This window comes from Caulobacter henricii (genome assembly GCF_001414055.1).
GTDB lineage: Bacteria > Pseudomonadota > Alphaproteobacteria > Caulobacterales > Caulobacteraceae > Caulobacter > Caulobacter henricii.
The window spans coordinates 3,454,582-3,470,551 of the sequence record NZ_CP013002.1; the positions used below are offsets into that span (position 1 = coordinate 3,454,582).

At 67.9% G+C, this 15,970-nt stretch carries 10 protein-coding genes, 2 tRNA genes and 1 pseudogene; 4 read left to right on the forward strand and 9 right to left on the reverse strand.

The genetic code is table 11. From position 1 onward, the window contains the following. Positions 1-104: 104 nt before the first annotated feature. From AQ619_RS16235 to AQ619_RS16245, 3 genes are all read right to left on the reverse strand, one after another. Positions 105-1,817 carry an ATP-binding protein gene (locus tag AQ619_RS16235; protein ID WP_236849493.1) on the reverse strand — a complete coding sequence of 571 codons (1,713 nt, stop codon included), beginning with the start codon at positions 1,815-1,817 and terminating at the stop codon, positions 105-107. Between the two features lie 263 nt (positions 1,818-2,080). Further along, positions 2,081-2,359: a DUF167 family protein gene (locus tag AQ619_RS16240; RefSeq protein WP_062150076.1), complete on the reverse strand. Its 279-nt coding sequence runs from the start codon at positions 2,357-2,359 to the stop codon at positions 2,081-2,083. Positions 2,360-2,362: 3 nt separating this feature from the next. Continuing rightward, positions 2,363-2,677: a YggT family protein gene (locus AQ619_RS16245; protein WP_174515181.1), complete on the reverse strand. Its 315-nt coding sequence runs from the start codon at positions 2,675-2,677 to the stop codon at positions 2,363-2,365. Positions 2,678-2,790: 113 nt separating this feature from the next. Between AQ619_RS16245 and AQ619_RS16250 the strand changes: the two genes are divergently transcribed. Then, positions 2,791-2,866: transfer RNA gene (locus AQ619_RS16250), tRNA-Ala, on the forward strand. Between the two features lie 268 nt (positions 2,867-3,134). Here AQ619_RS16250 and AQ619_RS19595 read toward each other — a convergent pair. From AQ619_RS19595 to AQ619_RS16275, 5 genes and pseudogenes are all read right to left on the reverse strand, one after another. After that, positions 3,135-3,272, reverse strand: a pseudogene (locus AQ619_RS19595) (hypothetical protein); the annotation flags it as partial. Positions 3,273-3,398: 126 nt separating this feature from the next. Continuing rightward, the gene (locus AQ619_RS16260) at positions 3,399-5,294 is read right to left on the reverse strand and encodes a methyl-accepting chemotaxis protein (RefSeq protein ID WP_236849494.1); all 1,896 of its coding nucleotides are present in this window, start codon (positions 5,292-5,294) and stop codon (positions 3,399-3,401) included. Positions 5,295-5,501: 207 nt separating this feature from the next. Beyond that, positions 5,502-8,405, reverse strand: coding sequence for a DNA polymerase I (gene polA, locus AQ619_RS16265; RefSeq protein WP_062150085.1), 2,904 nt, complete (start codon positions 8,403-8,405; stop codon positions 5,502-5,504). A 1,535-nt stretch (positions 8,406-9,940) separates the two neighbouring features. Continuing rightward, positions 9,941-10,372: an acyl-CoA thioesterase gene (locus tag AQ619_RS16270; RefSeq protein WP_062150088.1), complete on the reverse strand. Its 432-nt coding sequence runs from the start codon at positions 10,370-10,372 to the stop codon at positions 9,941-9,943. Positions 10,373-10,375: 3 nt separating this feature from the next. After that, entirely contained in the window at positions 10,376-10,669 is a 294-nt protein-coding gene (locus AQ619_RS16275) for a zinc-finger domain-containing protein (protein ID WP_084746101.1), read from the reverse strand. 172 nt (positions 10,670-10,841) lie between these two features. Between AQ619_RS16275 and AQ619_RS16280 the strand changes: the two genes are divergently transcribed. The 3 genes from AQ619_RS16280 (at position 10,842) to AQ619_RS16290 (ending at position 13,431) form a co-directional block, all read left to right on the forward strand. Beyond that, positions 10,842-11,804: an ABC transporter ATP-binding protein gene (locus AQ619_RS16280; protein WP_062150090.1), complete on the forward strand. Its 963-nt coding sequence runs from the start codon at positions 10,842-10,844 to the stop codon at positions 11,802-11,804. A gap of 157 nt (positions 11,805-11,961) precedes the next feature. Further along, the gene (locus AQ619_RS16285) at positions 11,962-13,284 is read left to right on the forward strand and encodes an NCS2 family permease (protein WP_062150092.1); all 1,323 of its coding nucleotides are present in this window, start codon (positions 11,962-11,964) and stop codon (positions 13,282-13,284) included. A 70-nt stretch (positions 13,285-13,354) separates the two neighbouring features. Next, positions 13,355-13,431: transfer RNA gene (locus tag AQ619_RS16290), tRNA-Arg, on the forward strand. Positions 13,432-13,528: 97 nt separating this feature from the next. Here the strand turns inward: AQ619_RS16290 and AQ619_RS16295 are convergent. Next, positions 13,529-15,943 carry a TonB-dependent receptor gene (locus AQ619_RS16295; RefSeq protein WP_062150093.1) on the reverse strand — a complete coding sequence of 805 codons (2,415 nt, stop codon included), beginning with the start codon at positions 15,941-15,943 and terminating at the stop codon, positions 13,529-13,531. Positions 15,944-15,970: the final 27 nt, after the last annotated feature.

The following is a 15,970-nucleotide window of genomic DNA, read 5'->3' on the forward strand; positions in this document are numbered from 1 at the left end:
GGTGAAGCTTCACAATTGCGCCCTGCGGCTTGGCGGGTGTGGTCCGTACATTGGCCCCCCCGCAGTGGGCCCACCCTCGTCAGGGCGACAGGTGCCCACCCACCCTAGGGCGTGGCAGCGGCGGGCGTCCGGTTCGCCGCGTCCCGCTGGTCTGGGGACAGCACCTGAGCCAGGGCGGCGTAGAGCTCGATCGGATCGATCGGCTTGGCCACATGGGCATTCATGCCTGCGGCCCGGCAGGCGTCCCAGTCCTTGGGCGTGGCCGAGGCGGTGACCGCGATCACCGGCGTGTCGCGATTGGGACCTGAGCCACTGCGCAGCACGCGGGTGGCCTCGCGGCCGTCCATGCCGGGCATGTAAACGTCCATCAGCACGACATCGAAGACCTCGGCGGACAGCAGTTCCAGGGCCTGTTCACCGGATTCCGCCAGGGTTGCATCGACCCCGAAGGGCTGCAGGACCAGTTCGATGGCCCGGCGGTTGACGACATGGTCGTCGACCACCAGCACCCGGGTCCCTGCCACCGATGGGCCGACCTCGCCGACCTGCGGTGCCTCCGCGGCCTCGACCTGCAGGCTCAGGGTAAAGGTAGCCCCCTGCCCCTCGACGCTGCTGACGACCAGGTCCCCGCCCATCAGACGAGCCAGTTCCCGGCTGATCACCAGGCCCAGGCCCGATCCGCCATGCTGACGCACGACGCTGGTGCTGAGCTGCTCGAACGGCGTGAAGAGCCGGGCCATGTCGGCCTGCGAAATGCCGGACCCTGTATCGACGACCGTGATCGTCAGATGGTGCCCCGAGCCTTCGTCCCGGCTGCCCAGACGCACCTCGACCGCACCACGATCGGTAAACTTGATGGCATTGGAGAGCAGATTGTTGAGCACCTGACGCAGGCGCAGGGCGTCACCCGATACCCATTTGGGCAGGGATGCTGCCCCAACGACCCGCAACCTGAGGCCCTTCTTGGCGGCTTCCGGTCGCCAGAGGCGCAGGGTGTCCGACAGGGTCTGGCGAAGATTGAACGGGGCCTTCTCGACGGCCATCCGGCCGACCTCAAGGCGCGAGAAGTCCAGCAGGTCATTGAGCAGGGCCCGCATCAGACCACCGGCGTCGCTGATCAGCTGGGCATGGATCTTGGAACTGGCCTCGGGCACCTCGCTATGCAGCCGCGCCGCCCCGGCCAGGATGGCGCTGATCGGGGTGCGCAGCTCATGACTGATCATGGCGACAAAGGCGGACTTGGCGGCCACGGCCTCCTCCGCCTCCTGCCGGCGCAGCTCGGCCTCATGCTTGGCGTCGGCCTCGGCCTGAAGAGCCGCCGACAGGGTCCGGCTGGCGACGGCGACCGAAATGATCAGCAGGGCGGCCCCGACCCATAGCACATTGGCCAGGGGCGCGTCCGGATTGGCCGTGCGGGCGATCAGGGGCGCTGCCAGCAGATAGACCAGGTGGGGCAAGGCGGCCGACAGGGTCGCCGATCTCAAACTGCCATTGACGACGATCACATTGAGCAAGGACCCCGCGATCAGCATGGCCCCCAAGGTCGGCGCAAACCTCAGATCTGAGGCAAACAACGGCAGGGCCAGAAAGCCGAAGGTGGCCGAGGTGAGGAACGGCGAAACCGTCAGCGCCCAGCGGCGCCAGGGTGACGGAGTCGCTTCGGGGTGAGCCGCCACCGAACGGGTTGCCCACTGCTCGCCGAGCAGGGCCAGAAGATAGACACCGGCCCAGATCCAGATCCAGTCCATGCCGGCAGCAAGGTAGAGGACCACGGTGATGGTGGCGGTGGCAAACAGGCGCAGATAGATGTTGGCCATACGCGAAGCTGCAGCGCGCGCCAGGTTCCGCTGCGATTCACTGACCCCCATCGGCGCCTTGTCCCCCGGCCTGACGCTTTACGCTTGCAACGGCCTTTTCAGCACCGATCCCTGAGTTGACGTGAAGCACCAGCGTCCCGTCAATGGGCTCGCCACCGACATTTCCGTGGGGAGGCCGCAAATTTCGTGGCGTTCCCGGCCTCCGGGAGAATCTCTAAGGGCAAATTCTACCCCAAACCCCGCCCGGCATGCGACCCCGTCAGCTAGGGTCGCGGGCCGAAGGCGCGCTCCAGATCGGTCGCCTCGACCCCGTCGATCTCCAGGCGCTTGAGGCGCGCGGTCGCGCCCGCTGCCAGGCGGACAGCGGATTTGGGCAGGCGAAGGCTCTTGGCGATGAAGCCGATCAGGGCGGCATTGGCCTCGCCCTCCACCGGAGCGCTGGCCACGCGGACCTTCAGATAGGGCCGCCCCTCGGCATCGAGGGCCCAGCCGTCCGCGCCGTCGCGCCCGCCGCGCGGCGTCAGGCGGACGGCCAGTTGCATGGATCAGCCCAGCAGGCCGATCAGGGTGAACTTCAGCGACGGCAGGAGAATGTCCTTCACGCCGGTGATCAGCAGCAGCACGACGATCGCGCTGAGATCGACGCCGCCCAGGGGCGGGATGATCCGCTGGAACGGCCGCAGCACCGGACCTGTCACCCGGTCGAGGAAGGTACTGACCTGATAGACGGCCGGGTTGCGCAGGTTGATGACGTCGAACGCCACGAGCCAGCTCATGACGGCCGAGATGATGATGGCCCACCAGAGCAGGCCGAGCAGTGCCGAAGCGATGAAGAAGGCGAAGGTGATAATGGCGGCCATGGGTTTCCCGTCCGAGTCTTCCGCTTCTTGCCGCGCCTTGCCCGCGCTGGCAAGCAAAGCCGACCGGGGCAGCTTGACGCGAGCCCCGCCCCGCCTTATTCCCGCGCTTCCTTGGGGCCGTAGCTCAGATGGTAGAGCGCCTCGTTCGCAATGAGGAGGTCAGGGGTTCGATTCCCCTCGGCTCCACCAAGGACTTCCGGAAATCCTGATCTTCAGCTCGGCCTCGTGGCGGCAAATCGCGTCTCTGGTAGCGGTCGCGATCACAGGTGCTGCAGCAAAACCGTGAGCCCGACGCAAGCCCCATGCGCATTGATGGCGGATGGGGACATGTTCTTGCCCCCCGGATGTAGAACTGCGACATTCTGACACAGTCGGCGGGGTCGCCCCCCCCCGCGACCACACGTCACAGGTGTCACGGATCTGGCGTCCAGCCTCTGGAGGCCGGTGCCCCCGTCCGTCAGTGCGCCTCGTCCCAACTGAGGGCCGCCCGGGCCTCGACGGTCAGGGGCACAGACATGGCCACGGCCGGCGTGGCAGCACCTTCCATCACCCGGCGCGCCACGGCGCAGGTCGCCTCGGCCTCGTTGCTAGGCGCCCAGGGCCTGAGCGCGCTTGCCCGCTCAGGGCGGAGTGTCCTGGCTTGGAACTGTACCAATGCAAGGCGGGCCCGCCGTGAAGGCGGCGAGCCCGTTTCGCGGAAACCCTGTTGGAAGCGTGAGGCTTAGAACTCTTCCCACTCTTCCTTGACCGCAACAGCGGCCGAGCTACGGCCCGGACGGACGGCGGTCTGCGGACGTTCGCGCGGCGGCGGCGCGGCGCGGTTGGCCGCCTGGACCGCCTGGGCCGCCTGGGCTGCGCCCCCGGCGGAAACCTTGAAGCGGCCGACCAGATTGGCGAGCTCGCTGGCCTCGCCCTTGAGGGCGTGGGTGGCGGCGGTGGCCTGTTCGACCATGGCCGCATTCTGCTGAACCACCTGGTCCATCTGGTTCACGGCCTGATTGACCTCGTGCAGACCCGTGGACTGCTCGGTGGCCGAGGCGGCGATCTCGTTGACCAGGGCGTCGATCGAGGCGACCTGGGTGACGATGCGCTGCAGGGCCTCGCCCGTCTGGCCCACCAGACTGACGCCCGTGCCGACCTGCTGGGTCGAGGTCGAGATCAGGACCTTGATCTCCTTGGCCGCGTCGGCCGAGCGCTGGGCGAGCGCCCGCACTTCCTGCGCCACGACCGCGAAGCCGCGACCCGCCTCACCCGCGCGCGCCGCTTCGACGCCGGCGTTCAGGGCCAGAAGGTTGGTCTGGAAAGCGATCTCGTCGATCACCCCGATGATGTTGCCGACCTTCTGCGAGGACCCCTCGATCTCGGTCATGGCCGCGACGGCCTGGCTGACGATCTCGCCCGAGCGCTGGGCGTCGGTGCGGGCGTTGGCCACCACCTGCGAGGCCTCCTTGGCGCCCGAGGCCGTCCGGCGGACTGTAGCGGTGATCTCGTCAAGGGCCGCGGCGGTTTCTTCCAGGCTGGCGGCCTGCTGCTCGGTGCGGCGCGACAGGTCATCAGAAGCCCGGGCAATCTCCTCCGCGCCGGCGCTGACGCCGCCGGTGGTGGCGGTGATCGCCTTCATCGTGTCCAGCACGCGTTCGGCCGCGGCGTTGAAATTGGCCTTCAGGCCTTCGGCCTTCGGCGAGAACGGTATCGTGATGCGGTGCGTCAGGTCGCCCGAGGCCAGGTGATCGAGGGCCTCATTGAGGGCGGCGAAATTGGCGGCATCGCTGCGGGCCATCTCGCTCTTCTCGTCCTCGTTGGCGGCGCGCTCGGCCTCGACGGCACGGCGCTGATGGGCAGCGTCGGACTCGATGCGGATCTTCTCGAGCGCGGCTTCCTTGAAGTGGCTGACGGCGGCGGCCATCTGGCCGATCTCGTCCTTGCGGCCGGCGGCCGGCACGGCCACCGAATGGTCGCCCGAGGCCAGTCGGCGCATGGCGGCAGTCATGGCGGCGACGGGGCCGGCGATGCCGCTGGTCAGCAGCAGGCCGCTGGCCAGGGCGATGGCGGCGGTGACCAGGATGCCGATGGCCAGGGTCAGGGTCGAGGCGGTCGAGGCCTTCCTCTGGGCGGCGGCTTCGGCGGCGACCACGGCCTCGGAGTCATCGACGATGGCCTGGATGGCGTTTTCGACCGGCTCGACGGCCTTGTCGGCGATGCCGTCATGCTTGACCAGGTCGATGGCCTGCGGGCGGGTCAGGGGATCGCGGCCCAGGCTCAGGGCGGGCTCGATGGCCTGCGCGCGATAGTCGGCATAGGCGGCGTCAACGGCGGCGATGCGAGCCAGATCGGCCTCGTCGCCCTTGTTCAGCTCGCGCAGCTTGTCCAGCGCCGCCAGGAACTTGGGCTTGTGGGCCTCCTCCAGCCGCTTGACGTAGTATTCATCGCCCGACAGCAGGAAGCCGCGCAGCGAGTTTTCCTGCCGGGTCAGGCGGAAGGCTGCAGTGTCGGCGGCGCGCAACGACTGATGGGCCCGCTCGGTCCGCTCGAAGGACTTGGTCAGGCTCTGCGTATTGGCGTAGAGCGCCGCGCCCATCAGCATGATCGTGGCGAGCATGACGGCAAACACCGTCATTAGCTTTTGCGGAATTCTCAGATCGCCGAAAGACACAGCCAACTCCTGGATAGCGCGACGGTGCCTTCAAACCCTATATATAACAAAGATTTAAGTCTGAATCCGAGGCAAGGCACCAACCCTAGCCATGCTTTGAAATCGGTTGACATGGCATTAACGATGGCGCCGCGCAATGTCGCACCCCGGCCCGTTTCGCCACTATCCTGATCAGTGCGCCTCGTCCCAGTTGAGGGCCGCCCGGGCCTCGACGGTCAGGGGCACCGACATGGCCACGGCCGGCGCAGCAGCGCCTTCCATCACCCGGCGGGCCACGGCGCAGGTGGCCTCGGCCTCGGCCTCTGGGGCTTCGAAGACCAGTTCGTCGTGCACCTGCAGCAGCACCTTCGACGACAGGCCGGCCTCGACCAGAGCCGCCGGCATGCGGATCATCGCCCGGCGCATCACATCGGCTGCCGCCCCCTGGATCGGCGCATTGATCGCCGCCCGCTCGGAGAACTGCCGCTGGGCCGCCGACTTGGCGTGGATGTCGGGGATGTTGATCTTCCGACCGAAGATCGTCGTCACATAGCCGTGCTCGCGCACGAAGGCCTTGGTGGCGTCCATATAGGCCTGGATACCGGGGAAGCGCTCGAAATAGGTCTTGATATAGGCCCCGGCCTCGCCCTGGCCGATGCCCAGCTGGTTGGCGAGACCAAAGGCCGAGATGCCGTAGACGATGCCGAAATTGATCGCCTTGGCCCGGCGGCGTACCTCGCTGGGCATGCCCTCGATCGGCACGCCGAACATTTCCGAGGCGGTCATGGCGTGGATGTCGAGGCCCTCCTGGAAGGCCTTCTTCAGCTGCGGGATATCGCCGATATGGGCCAGCAGGCGCAGCTCGATCTGGCTGTAGTCGGCGCTGATCAGCCGCTTGCCCGGCGCGGCCACGAAGGCCTTGCGGATCTTGCGGCCTTCCTCGGTGCGGATCGGGATGTTCTGCAGGTTGGGATCGGACGAGGACAACCGCCCGGTCGTGGTGGCGGCCAGGGCATAGGAGGTGTGGATGCGGTTCTCGCTGCCCGGCGCGATGGCCGCGATCAAGTTGTCGGTATAGGTGCCCTTCAGCTTGGACAGCTGGCGCCAGTCCAGCAGGACGCGCGGCAGCTCGTGCTCCAGGGCCAGGCCCTCCAGCACGTCGCTGTCGGTCGACCACTGGCCGGTGGCGGTCTTCTTGCCGCCCTTCAGGCCCATCTCGCCGAACAGCACGTCGCCAACCTGTTTGGGACTGCCCAGATTGAACGGATGGCCGACCAGGGCCTGGGCCTTGGCCTCGAACTCGGCCATGCGCATCGAGAACTCGTTGGACAGCCGCCTCAGGGTCTCGGGATCGACGCGGATGCCCTCGTTCTCCATCGCCGCCAGCACCGGCGGCAGGGGGCGCTCCAGGGTCTCATAGACGGTCAGCAGGCCGCGCGCCGCCAGCTGGGGCTTCAGGATCGCATGGAGCCGCAGGGTGACGTCAGCGTCCTCGGCCGCATAGGCCGTGGCCTCGACCAGGCCGACATGCTTGAAGCTGATCTGGCTCTTGCCGGTGCCGGCCACCTGTTTGAACGGGATCGGCTTGTGGCCCAGCCATAGCTCTGACAGCTCGTCCATGCCGTGGCCGTGCAGTCCGGCCTCCAGCACATAGCTGATCAGCATGGTGTCATCGATCGGCGAGACCTGGACGCCATAGCGCGACAGGACGGCGATATCGTACTTGCCGTTCTGGGCGACCTTCAGCACGGCCGGGTCTTCCAGCATCGGCTTGAGCACGGCGATCGCCTCGACCAGCGGGATCTGCTCCAGGCTGGCGGCGGTCTCGAAGGCCAGGCCCTCGGCCTTTTCCTCGTGGGCCAGAGGGATGTAGCAGGCCTCGCCCGGTGCCAGGGCCAGGGAGACGCCGACCAGGCCGGCGGTGGCGGAACCCAGGGCATCCGTCTCGGTATCGAAGGCCACCAGCCCCCTGGCCGTGGCCCGGTCGACCCAAGCCTGCAGGGTGGCCAGGTCACGCACGCAGGCATAGGCGCTGGTGTCGATGGCGACCGGCTCGGCGACCGGGGCCGCCGCAGCGCGCGCGGCAGCGCCCATATAGGAGACGGTCGCGACGGGGGCCGTCGGCGTCGTCCCGGCCGGGCGCTCCAGGGTGCGCGGCGCGGCGGCGGCGCTGCCGTCCCCGACCCGGCGGGCCAGGGTGCGGAACTCCATGGCCTCGAGGAAGGCCTGCAGCACGTCCTTGTCGGGCTCGCGCAGGGTCAGGTCGGCGATCGGTTCGGGCAGGGGCGTATCGCAGTCCAGCTGCACCAGCTGGCGCGACAGACGGATCTGGTCGGCGAATTGGATCAGGGTCTCGCGCCGCTTGGGCTGCTTGATCTCGCCGGCCCGGGCCAGCAGGGTATCGAGGTCGCCATACTCATTGATCAGCTGCGAGGCCGTCTTGATGCCGATCCCCGGGGCACCGGGCACATTGTCGACGCTGTCGCCGCACAGGGCCTGAACATCGACGACCTTGTCGGGATAGACGCCGAACTTCTCGAACACCTGCTCGCGATCGATGCGCACGCCCTTCATCGGGTCGAACATCGAGACCCCGTCCCCGACCAGCTGCATCAGGTCCTTGTCGGACGAGACGATGACGGTCTCGCCGCCCAGTTCGCGCACCCGGCAGGCATAGGCGGCAATCAGGTCGTCGGCCTCATAGCCGGGCAGTTCGATGGCCGGGACGCCGAAGGCCAGGGTGGCCTCGCGCACCAGCGGAAACTGCGGCACCAGATCCTCCGGGGCCGGCGGGCGGTGGGCCTTGTACTGGTCGTAGAGCTTGTTGCGGAAGGTCTTTTCCGAATGGTCCCAGATCACCGCCAGGTGGGTGGGCGCATCGCCCTGCATGTCGCGCAGCAGCTTCCACAGCATGTTGCAGAAGCCCTGCACCGCGCCGACCGGCAGGCCGTCGCTCTTGCGGGTCAGGGGCGGCAGGGCGTGATAGGCGCGGAAGAGATAGGCCGAGCCGTCGACCAGGAACAGCCGCACGGCCGGGCCGTTTGCGGGCATGGTCGGGGCAGGAGCAGAATCGGCGGGCGCAGCGGTGTCGGTCATGGCCGGACCATAGGCTGGCGGCCGGGCGGCGGGAAGAGTTGGCGGGGTGGGGATGCGCGTCAGCGGATAGGGGACATTCTGAGGGGCGGTTCAGGGTGGTGAGCGGAATCACGGAACCCCTCTCTCATAGAGAAAGGGAGGGGCCCGGCGCCGCAGGCGGTGGGAGGGTGAGAGGTTTCACCGCTAGCCGGAAAAACCTCGATTCCTGTCGTTGAGCGCCCTGACACCCCAGCCCACCTTTTAGCCACGGCCAATACTGCGAAATGGCGAACACCATCTTGCCGCGCTTCAGTCGGAAAGTTTGTAACCTCTCACCCTCCCACCGCTTCGCGGCGGGCCCCTCCCTCTCTCTATGAGAGAGGGTTTCAGGAGGTCCGACTTGGGTCGGAAGCACCATTTGCCTTCCCGCCCGAAAGCCGACGCCCCGCGTCCCGCGCATCCCTAAATCTCTTGGAGGCTGCAGCGTGCCGGAGAGGAAGGGTCTGTCAAGGACCGCCTCCGGCGGCCGCGTCGCGGCGACGCGCAGCGTCGTCCTTGAGAGACCCTTCCTCTCCGGCGATCGTCTCGCCGTGAGATTTAGGGATCGCTCCCTGCGTGGGCGACGCCGGGGCGGTGCTTCGCCGGCCAACGCCGCAGGCCCCCTCCTGACCTGCTGCGCAGGTCGTCCTCCCCCCTGCGGGGGGAAGATGAAGGACAGCGATCCGTAGGGGGCAAGTGCGGGGATAGCGATCGCGCCATCCCCGGATCGGCACGGGGACTAACAACCCTCTCCCAGAGGGAGAGGGTGGGGCCCGCCGCGTAGCGGTGGGAGGGTGAGGGGTTCGCGAAGCCCTTCCGGACAGGGCACGGTCTGAGGTGCGACAACGGTTGACGGTGTAACCCCTCACCCTCCCACGCCAGCGTGGGCCCCTCCCTCTCCCTCTGGGAGAGGGTCGAAGGAACGGGGACTGGCGCGGGCGTTCAGCAAACTTATCCGACGCGCCCAAACCTCCCGTATTCTTGACCCACCTCGTCGCGAGGAAAGGGCGCAGGGCCAGCGACCATGGCGGCGGCGGGGGGTGATCGAGCGGGGCTGGGGTCGAGGGGGATACTCGACCGGTCCGGGGATCTGGTTGCTGGCCAGACCCGCCCGCCGTCGGCGTGGTTGAAGGCAAAAGGGCGTGTCTGGCTGTAAGCCCGTCCTCTTCGACCGCCGGAGCCCGCTGGAAACGGCGGGGTCCGGGTCCCGGTAAGGCCTCAACAGGGCCACCTGGCGGGAGGCTGGCGGAAAACGGTCACGCGGAGCGGACGGCTTCGTCGAAACGGTATTTTCTAGTCTCATCCGGACGTCGTCCGGACGCTCCGCGACCCTTTCCATAACTCAGCGAGATTTCGCGTGAGGTTGAAAGCCTGTGTCCGCCAGACTTGCCCCCTACGGGCTGCTGCGCAGCCGTCTTCCCCCGCAGGGGGAAGATGAAAGGCGCGAACCTCGTCTTCCCCCTACGGGGGAGGACGACCTGCGAAGCAGGTCAGGAGGGGGCAAGTGTGCGAACCGACTAAGGCAGGGGTCGCGGCTTTCGGTGTTCGTCGATGGCCACGAAGGTGAACACGCCTTCGGTGACCTTGTGGGCCTGCTCGCCGTCGCGGCGGCGGCGCCAGGCCTCGACCCCGACCTTCAGGGAGGTGCGACCGGTATGGACGACCTTGGCAAACAGGCTGACCTCGTCGCCGACAAAGACCGGGCTGATGAAGGTCATGCCGTCGATGGCGATGGTGGCGCAGCGGCCGGCCGCGCGGTGGAAAGCGATCGAGGCCGCCGCCAGGTCCATCTGGGACAGCAGCCAGCCGCCGAAGATGTCGCCCTCGGGATTGGTGTCGGACGGCATGGCGATGGCGCGCAGGACCGGGGCCTCATGGGGCCATTCAGCCGCCGCCCAGGCCTCGGCCAGGGTTTCGGCGCGGTGCGCGGAGGAAATCTCGTCGGACAAGGCCTAGTGGCCGCCGCCGCCTTCATAGACGCCCGGGGCCAGGCGTTCGTTTTCGTCATGGCCGCCCGCCGTGGTCGCCACGAAGCGGCGGTCACAATAGGGGCAGTCGACAAAACCCGCTGCGCCGAGTTCCAGCCAGACCCGGGGATGGCCGAGCGCCCCGCCGACGCCCTCGCAGGCGATGCGGTGCGAGCGGACCATGACGGTTTCCGGCGCCGGGAAGCCGCCGATCTCGGTCGCGGCGACCTCGACGGCCGTCGGAGCGGTGGCGGTTGCGGTCTTGGCCTTGCGCGCCATGTTGGAAAACCCTTGAAGTCTGGACGCGGCCTTGGCTTGGCGGCGATGCAGGCATACCTATGCGACCCGTCGCGCTGTCGTCAATTCAAGCCGCATGCCCGGCCCGTTCTATCCTCCCTTGCGGGAGCCGCTTTGACCCTTCCGTCCCGCCCGGGACCTGTCTGGACGTTCCATGGACCTGCCCGCCTACGCCATCGAAGCCGAAGGCCTGTTCAAGACCTATGCTGCCACCAAGACCTCGCCCGAAAAGCGCGCCCTGAACGGGATCGACCTGAAGGTGCCGCGCGGCTCGATCTTCGGCCTGCTGGGGCCCAACGGCGCCGGCAAGTCGACCTTCATCAACATCCTGGCCGGCCTGACCCGCAAGACCAGCGGCACGGTGAAAATCTGGGGCCGCGACATCGACCAGAGGCCGCGCGATGCCCGCGCCGCCATCGGGGTCGTGCCGCAGGAACTGGCCACCGACGTCTTCTTCACCCCCCGCGAGTCCCTCGACGTCCAGGCCGGCATGTATGGCGTGCCCAAGGCCGAGCGCCGGACCGACGAGTTGCTCAGTGCCCTGGGCCTGTCCGACAAGGCCAATGCCTATGTCCGCCAGCTGTCGGGCGGCATGAAGCGCCGCCTGATGGTGGCCAAGGCCATGGTCCACCAGCCGCCGGTGCTGATTCTCGACGAGCCGACCGCCGGGGTCGATGTCGAGCTGCGCCGCCAGCTGTGGAGCTATGTGAAGGGCCTGCACGCCCAGGGCGTGACCATTGTTCTGACCACGCACTATCTCGAGGAAGCCCAGGAGCTGTGCGACCAGATCGCCATCGTCAATCGCGGCGAGGTCGTGGCCTGCGAGCCGACCGCCACGCTTCTGCAGCGCATGGACAGCCGCAATGTCGTGGTCACGCCGGAGGTGCCGGTCAGCGAGGCGCCGGTCCTGGAAGGGTTCGAGACCAAGATCCGGGCGGGCGGGGCCTTTTCGGTCAGCTATCGCACCGGTCAGTCCAGTGTCGAACAGGTGCTGGCGGCGGTGCGGGCCAAGGGCCTGCGGATTCGCGACATCGCGACCGAAGACCCGGATCTGGAGGATGTCTTCCTGGCCCTGACCTATGGCGATCCGAACGCCGCCGATCCGACCCGCGACTAGGGAAACCCTGCCGGGCATTGCCGATCTGCTCGCCGGGCCGGCAGCAACGCCCGTTTGGTGGCGTGGGCGGGCCCAGGCGGGCCGGAACCTCGCTCGGCCCTTGCGTTCCCCGAACGGTTGGACAATCTCCAGGGCTTGGGTCTGGGGGGACTAGTCGATGAGTTTTCTGGAACGCCAGTTCGGGCTGAAGGCCCAGGGCACCACACTGCGGACCGAGGCCCTCGCAGGCCTCACCACCTTCCTGACCATGGCCTATATCGTCATCGTCAATCCGGCGATCCTCGGCCAGGCCGGCATGCCCGTGGCGGCCGTGGCCGCCGCCACCTGCATCTCGGCCGGCATCGGCTGCATCCTGATGGGGCTGATCGCCAACTATCCGATCGCCCTGGCCCCCGGCATGGGGCTGAACGCCTATTTCACCTACACCGTGGTGCTGGGCATGGGCGTGCCCTGGCAGACGGCCCTGGGCTGCGTCTTCCTGTCCGGCGTCGCCTTCCTGGTCCTGACCGTGGCCGGGATCCGCCAGCTGATCGTCGGGGCCATTCCCCGTCCCCTGTTCTCGGCCGTGGCCGCGGGCGTCGGCCTGTTCATCGCCTTCATCGGTCTGAAAGAGGCCGGCATCATTGTCGCCAATCCGGCCACCACCGTGGCCCTGGGCGACCTGACCAAGCCCACCGCGATTCTGGCCCTGGCCGGCCTGCTGGTCATCGGGGCCCTGATGGCCTGGCGCGTGAAGGGCGCCATCCTGATCGGTATCCTGATCATTGCCGGGGCCGGCGCCCTCATGGGCCTGTCGAAGGTCGCTCCCGGCGGCTACAGCCTCGCTGAACTGTCGGCCACCGCCTTCCAGCTCGACATCCCCGGCGCCCTGCATCTGAACGGGGCCATGGGCATGGCCATGGCCGAGATCATCTTCGTCTTCCTGTTCGTCGACCTGTTCGACAATGTCGGCACCCTGGTGGCGGTGACCAAGAAGGCCGGCCTGGTCGCGCCCGACGGGTCGATTCCGCGCCTGAACCGCATCCTGACCGCCGATTCGGTGGCCACGATCGCCGGCTCCCTGGCCGGCACCAGCACGGTGGTCAGCTATATCGAAAGCGCCTCGGGCGTTCAGGCCGGCGGACGCACGGGCCTGACGGCGGTGATCGTCGGCCTGCTGTTCCTGGCGACCCTGTTCTTCGCCCCGCTGGTCCAGGCCATTCCGGCGGCGGCCACGGCCCCCGCCCTGATCCTGGTCGGGGCCATGATGATCGGGGCCCTCAAGGAGGTCGACTGGGAGGACCCCTGCGTGGCCATTCCCGCCTTCCTGACCGTGATCACCATCCCCCTGACCTTTTCGATCGCCAACGGCCTGGCCTTCGGCATCACCAGCTATGCGGTCCTGAAGCTGGTGCGCGGTCAGGCGCGGATCAGCGACTGGCTCCTCTACCTGCTGGCCGCCCTGTTCATTGCCCGCTTCATTTATCTGGGGGGAGAATAGCCACCGGCCGATAAGCCCGTTTGCGCCGCCCGCGCCTTTGGGCTAAGAGGCCGTTCCCCGCAAGGCGGAAGCACCCGTAGCTCAGCTGGATAGAGCGTTGCCCTCCGAAGGCAAAGGTCACACGTTCGAATCGTGTCGGGTGCGCCAGTTTCCCATTTCAACGTCACGAACCCCGGCCCGCTCCTGCGCGCCCCAGTGCCGCGCTGTGCCAAACACACCGGACTGATCGCGCCCCTTCAGGCCTTCAACGGTCAACCCGCAGAGTGAGCGAGAGCGTGCGCGGTCGGGGCGGGGTGATCTGGTGGGTCCGGCGCAGCGTGAAGGGATTGCCATAGGCGAAGGTGTCGCCCCTGGCATTGGCGGGATTGTCGAGCGCGGCCGTCAGGCGCCAGCGCGGCGCGGCTAGGCCCAGGGCCAGTCGTCCGCTGCCATAGCTGCCCATGGTCGGCGCGGTCGCGGCATCGAAGGTCAGGCGCGAATGTCCGACATAGGCATAGCGCGCGTCGAGCTCGAGGTTGACCTCATCCGAGAGGCTCCAGTCATAGTGGGCCGTGATTCCGCCCGAGCGGCCCGGCACCCCGGCCAGGCTCTGGTCGCTGCGGGCCGGGAAAGCGGGATTGGCATTTTCCAGTTCGGGGCCGTTGATCAGGAAGGATCCCCCCAGCTTCAGTCGGCCGACCTGATAGGTCCCCTCCAGCTCAAGCCCCAGATTGCGCCCGTCACCGATATTGGCCGTGAACGCCAGTCCGGAAGGCAGAAGCTGGTCGCTCTGGATGTCCTTCCAGGTGGTCTGGAACAGGGCGGCGTGAAGGCGGGCCCGGCCGTCGAGGGCGCTCAACCGGGCACCGAGCTCCAGGCTCCACAGTTCGTCACCCCGATAGACCCGGCGCGGCTGGCCGCCGTCTCCGGTGAAGACCTGACCGGGCGGGCCGCTCGTATTGAAGCCCGCTGCCCTATAGCCCTCGGCAGCCTGGGCATAGACCAGGGCGTGCGGCGACAGGGCGTAGGTCAGGACGATCTTGGGCGCAAAGCCGGAGCGCGACAGCTTGCCGTCAAAGACCGACGGCGGCCGCGCCGGACTGCTGACCACGCTGACGACCCGCGTCCTGGACAGGAACAGCCGCCCTCCCAGGGTGGCACTGAACGACGGGCCGAGGGGCAGGACCGCCTCCCCGAACAGTGCCGCCTCGTCCAGGGCATCGCGGCGGGCCTCGGCGAAGACCGGCATCGCGGGTGCAGCCAACCGCGTCAGGGCCAGATCATTGTCCTGGCGCGTGCGGGCCAGGAACACCCCGGCCAGCCACTGGATCTGTCCATCCACTAAAGAGGCCAGGGATCCCTCCATCACCTGTCCCTGGATCAGGTTCTGGTCATCGAAGGCCGCAGGGCCAGGCGGCAGGCTGACGGGCGGGGCGGACGACGCGTCATAGCGGCTGGTGATGTCGTGACGAACGGCCGAGACGGTCCAGCGCGCCTCGACTCCTTCAAGATCGCCCCGAAGACCCAGATGGACCTCGACAAAGTCATTGTCGTGCGGCTCGCGGATCTGGTTGCGCCGCGTATAGGGCGCTTCGGACGCCAGGGCGTACTGGGTGTCTTCGGCATTGATGGCCTGCCCCACAGCGCCGGCGGTCAGGGTCCAGCGCTCATCAAGATCGAGCCGCAGTAACAGGCGCGCGCCGGAGCGGACCGTGCGATTGACGTTCTTCAGCCCGAGGCCGGCGTCGTCGACATAGCCACCCTGGATGTCGCTATAGGCCAGGACCCGAACGGCCCCCTGCCCCTGGAAGAGGGGCAGGTTGACCAGGCCGGAGGCCAGGCCCGACGCGGCGCCGCCCTTTGTCGTCGCGGCCGAGCCCGAAACCCAGCTGTCGAAGCCGGTAGGGTTTGGCGGCTCGGTGACGAGGTGCAGAATCCCGCCCAGCGAGCCCGCGCCATAGAGTGCGCCCTGCGGGCCGCGCAGGACCTCGACCTGGGCCATGTCGATCAGCAGAAGGTCAGGGTCGGGCGCATTATAGGTCAGGCGCGTGTCGTCGAGATAAAGCCCGACCATCGCCTGGGTGCGGCCGGTCAGGGGGCCGTCCGAAAGGCCGCGCAGCATGATCTTGTTGCGGCCTGCGCCCAGATTTGTCACCGTCATAGAAGGCACGGCCATGGCCAGGTCGCCGACATCGCGCAGCCCCTGTCCGGCGATCGTCGAGCCGCCCAGGGCGCTGACAGCATAGGCCAGTCGATCGGCAGGCGTCGGACGGCGCGTGGCCAGGACCACCAGTTCCGGCAAGCCCTGGTATGGCTCGCCCGAGGGCGTTGCGCTGGGCCGCTCGACCACGACCCGGCTGGGCGGCAGGCGCACGATCTGGACGGCATGGGCGTCGATCATCCGGAAGCCGCAGCCGGTGCCCGCCAGCAGGACCTCCAGCCCGGCCTTCAGGCTATAGCGCCCTCGCAGGAGACGACTGTCGGCAGCACAGCTCGATGCGGCCTGGGTGCTGATCGAGACGCCGCCCTGGATCGCGAGATCGATCAGGGCCGCCTTCAGCGGCTTGCGCGGAATATCGAAAAGAAAGGTCTGCTCCGCCGCCGACGCAGTTGCGCAGAAGCCGATCGCGCAGGTCGCGGTCGGGACCAGCACCCAGCGCCGCCACGCGTCAGATCGCAAGACCACTCCCTCCGAAATCGAAGACCG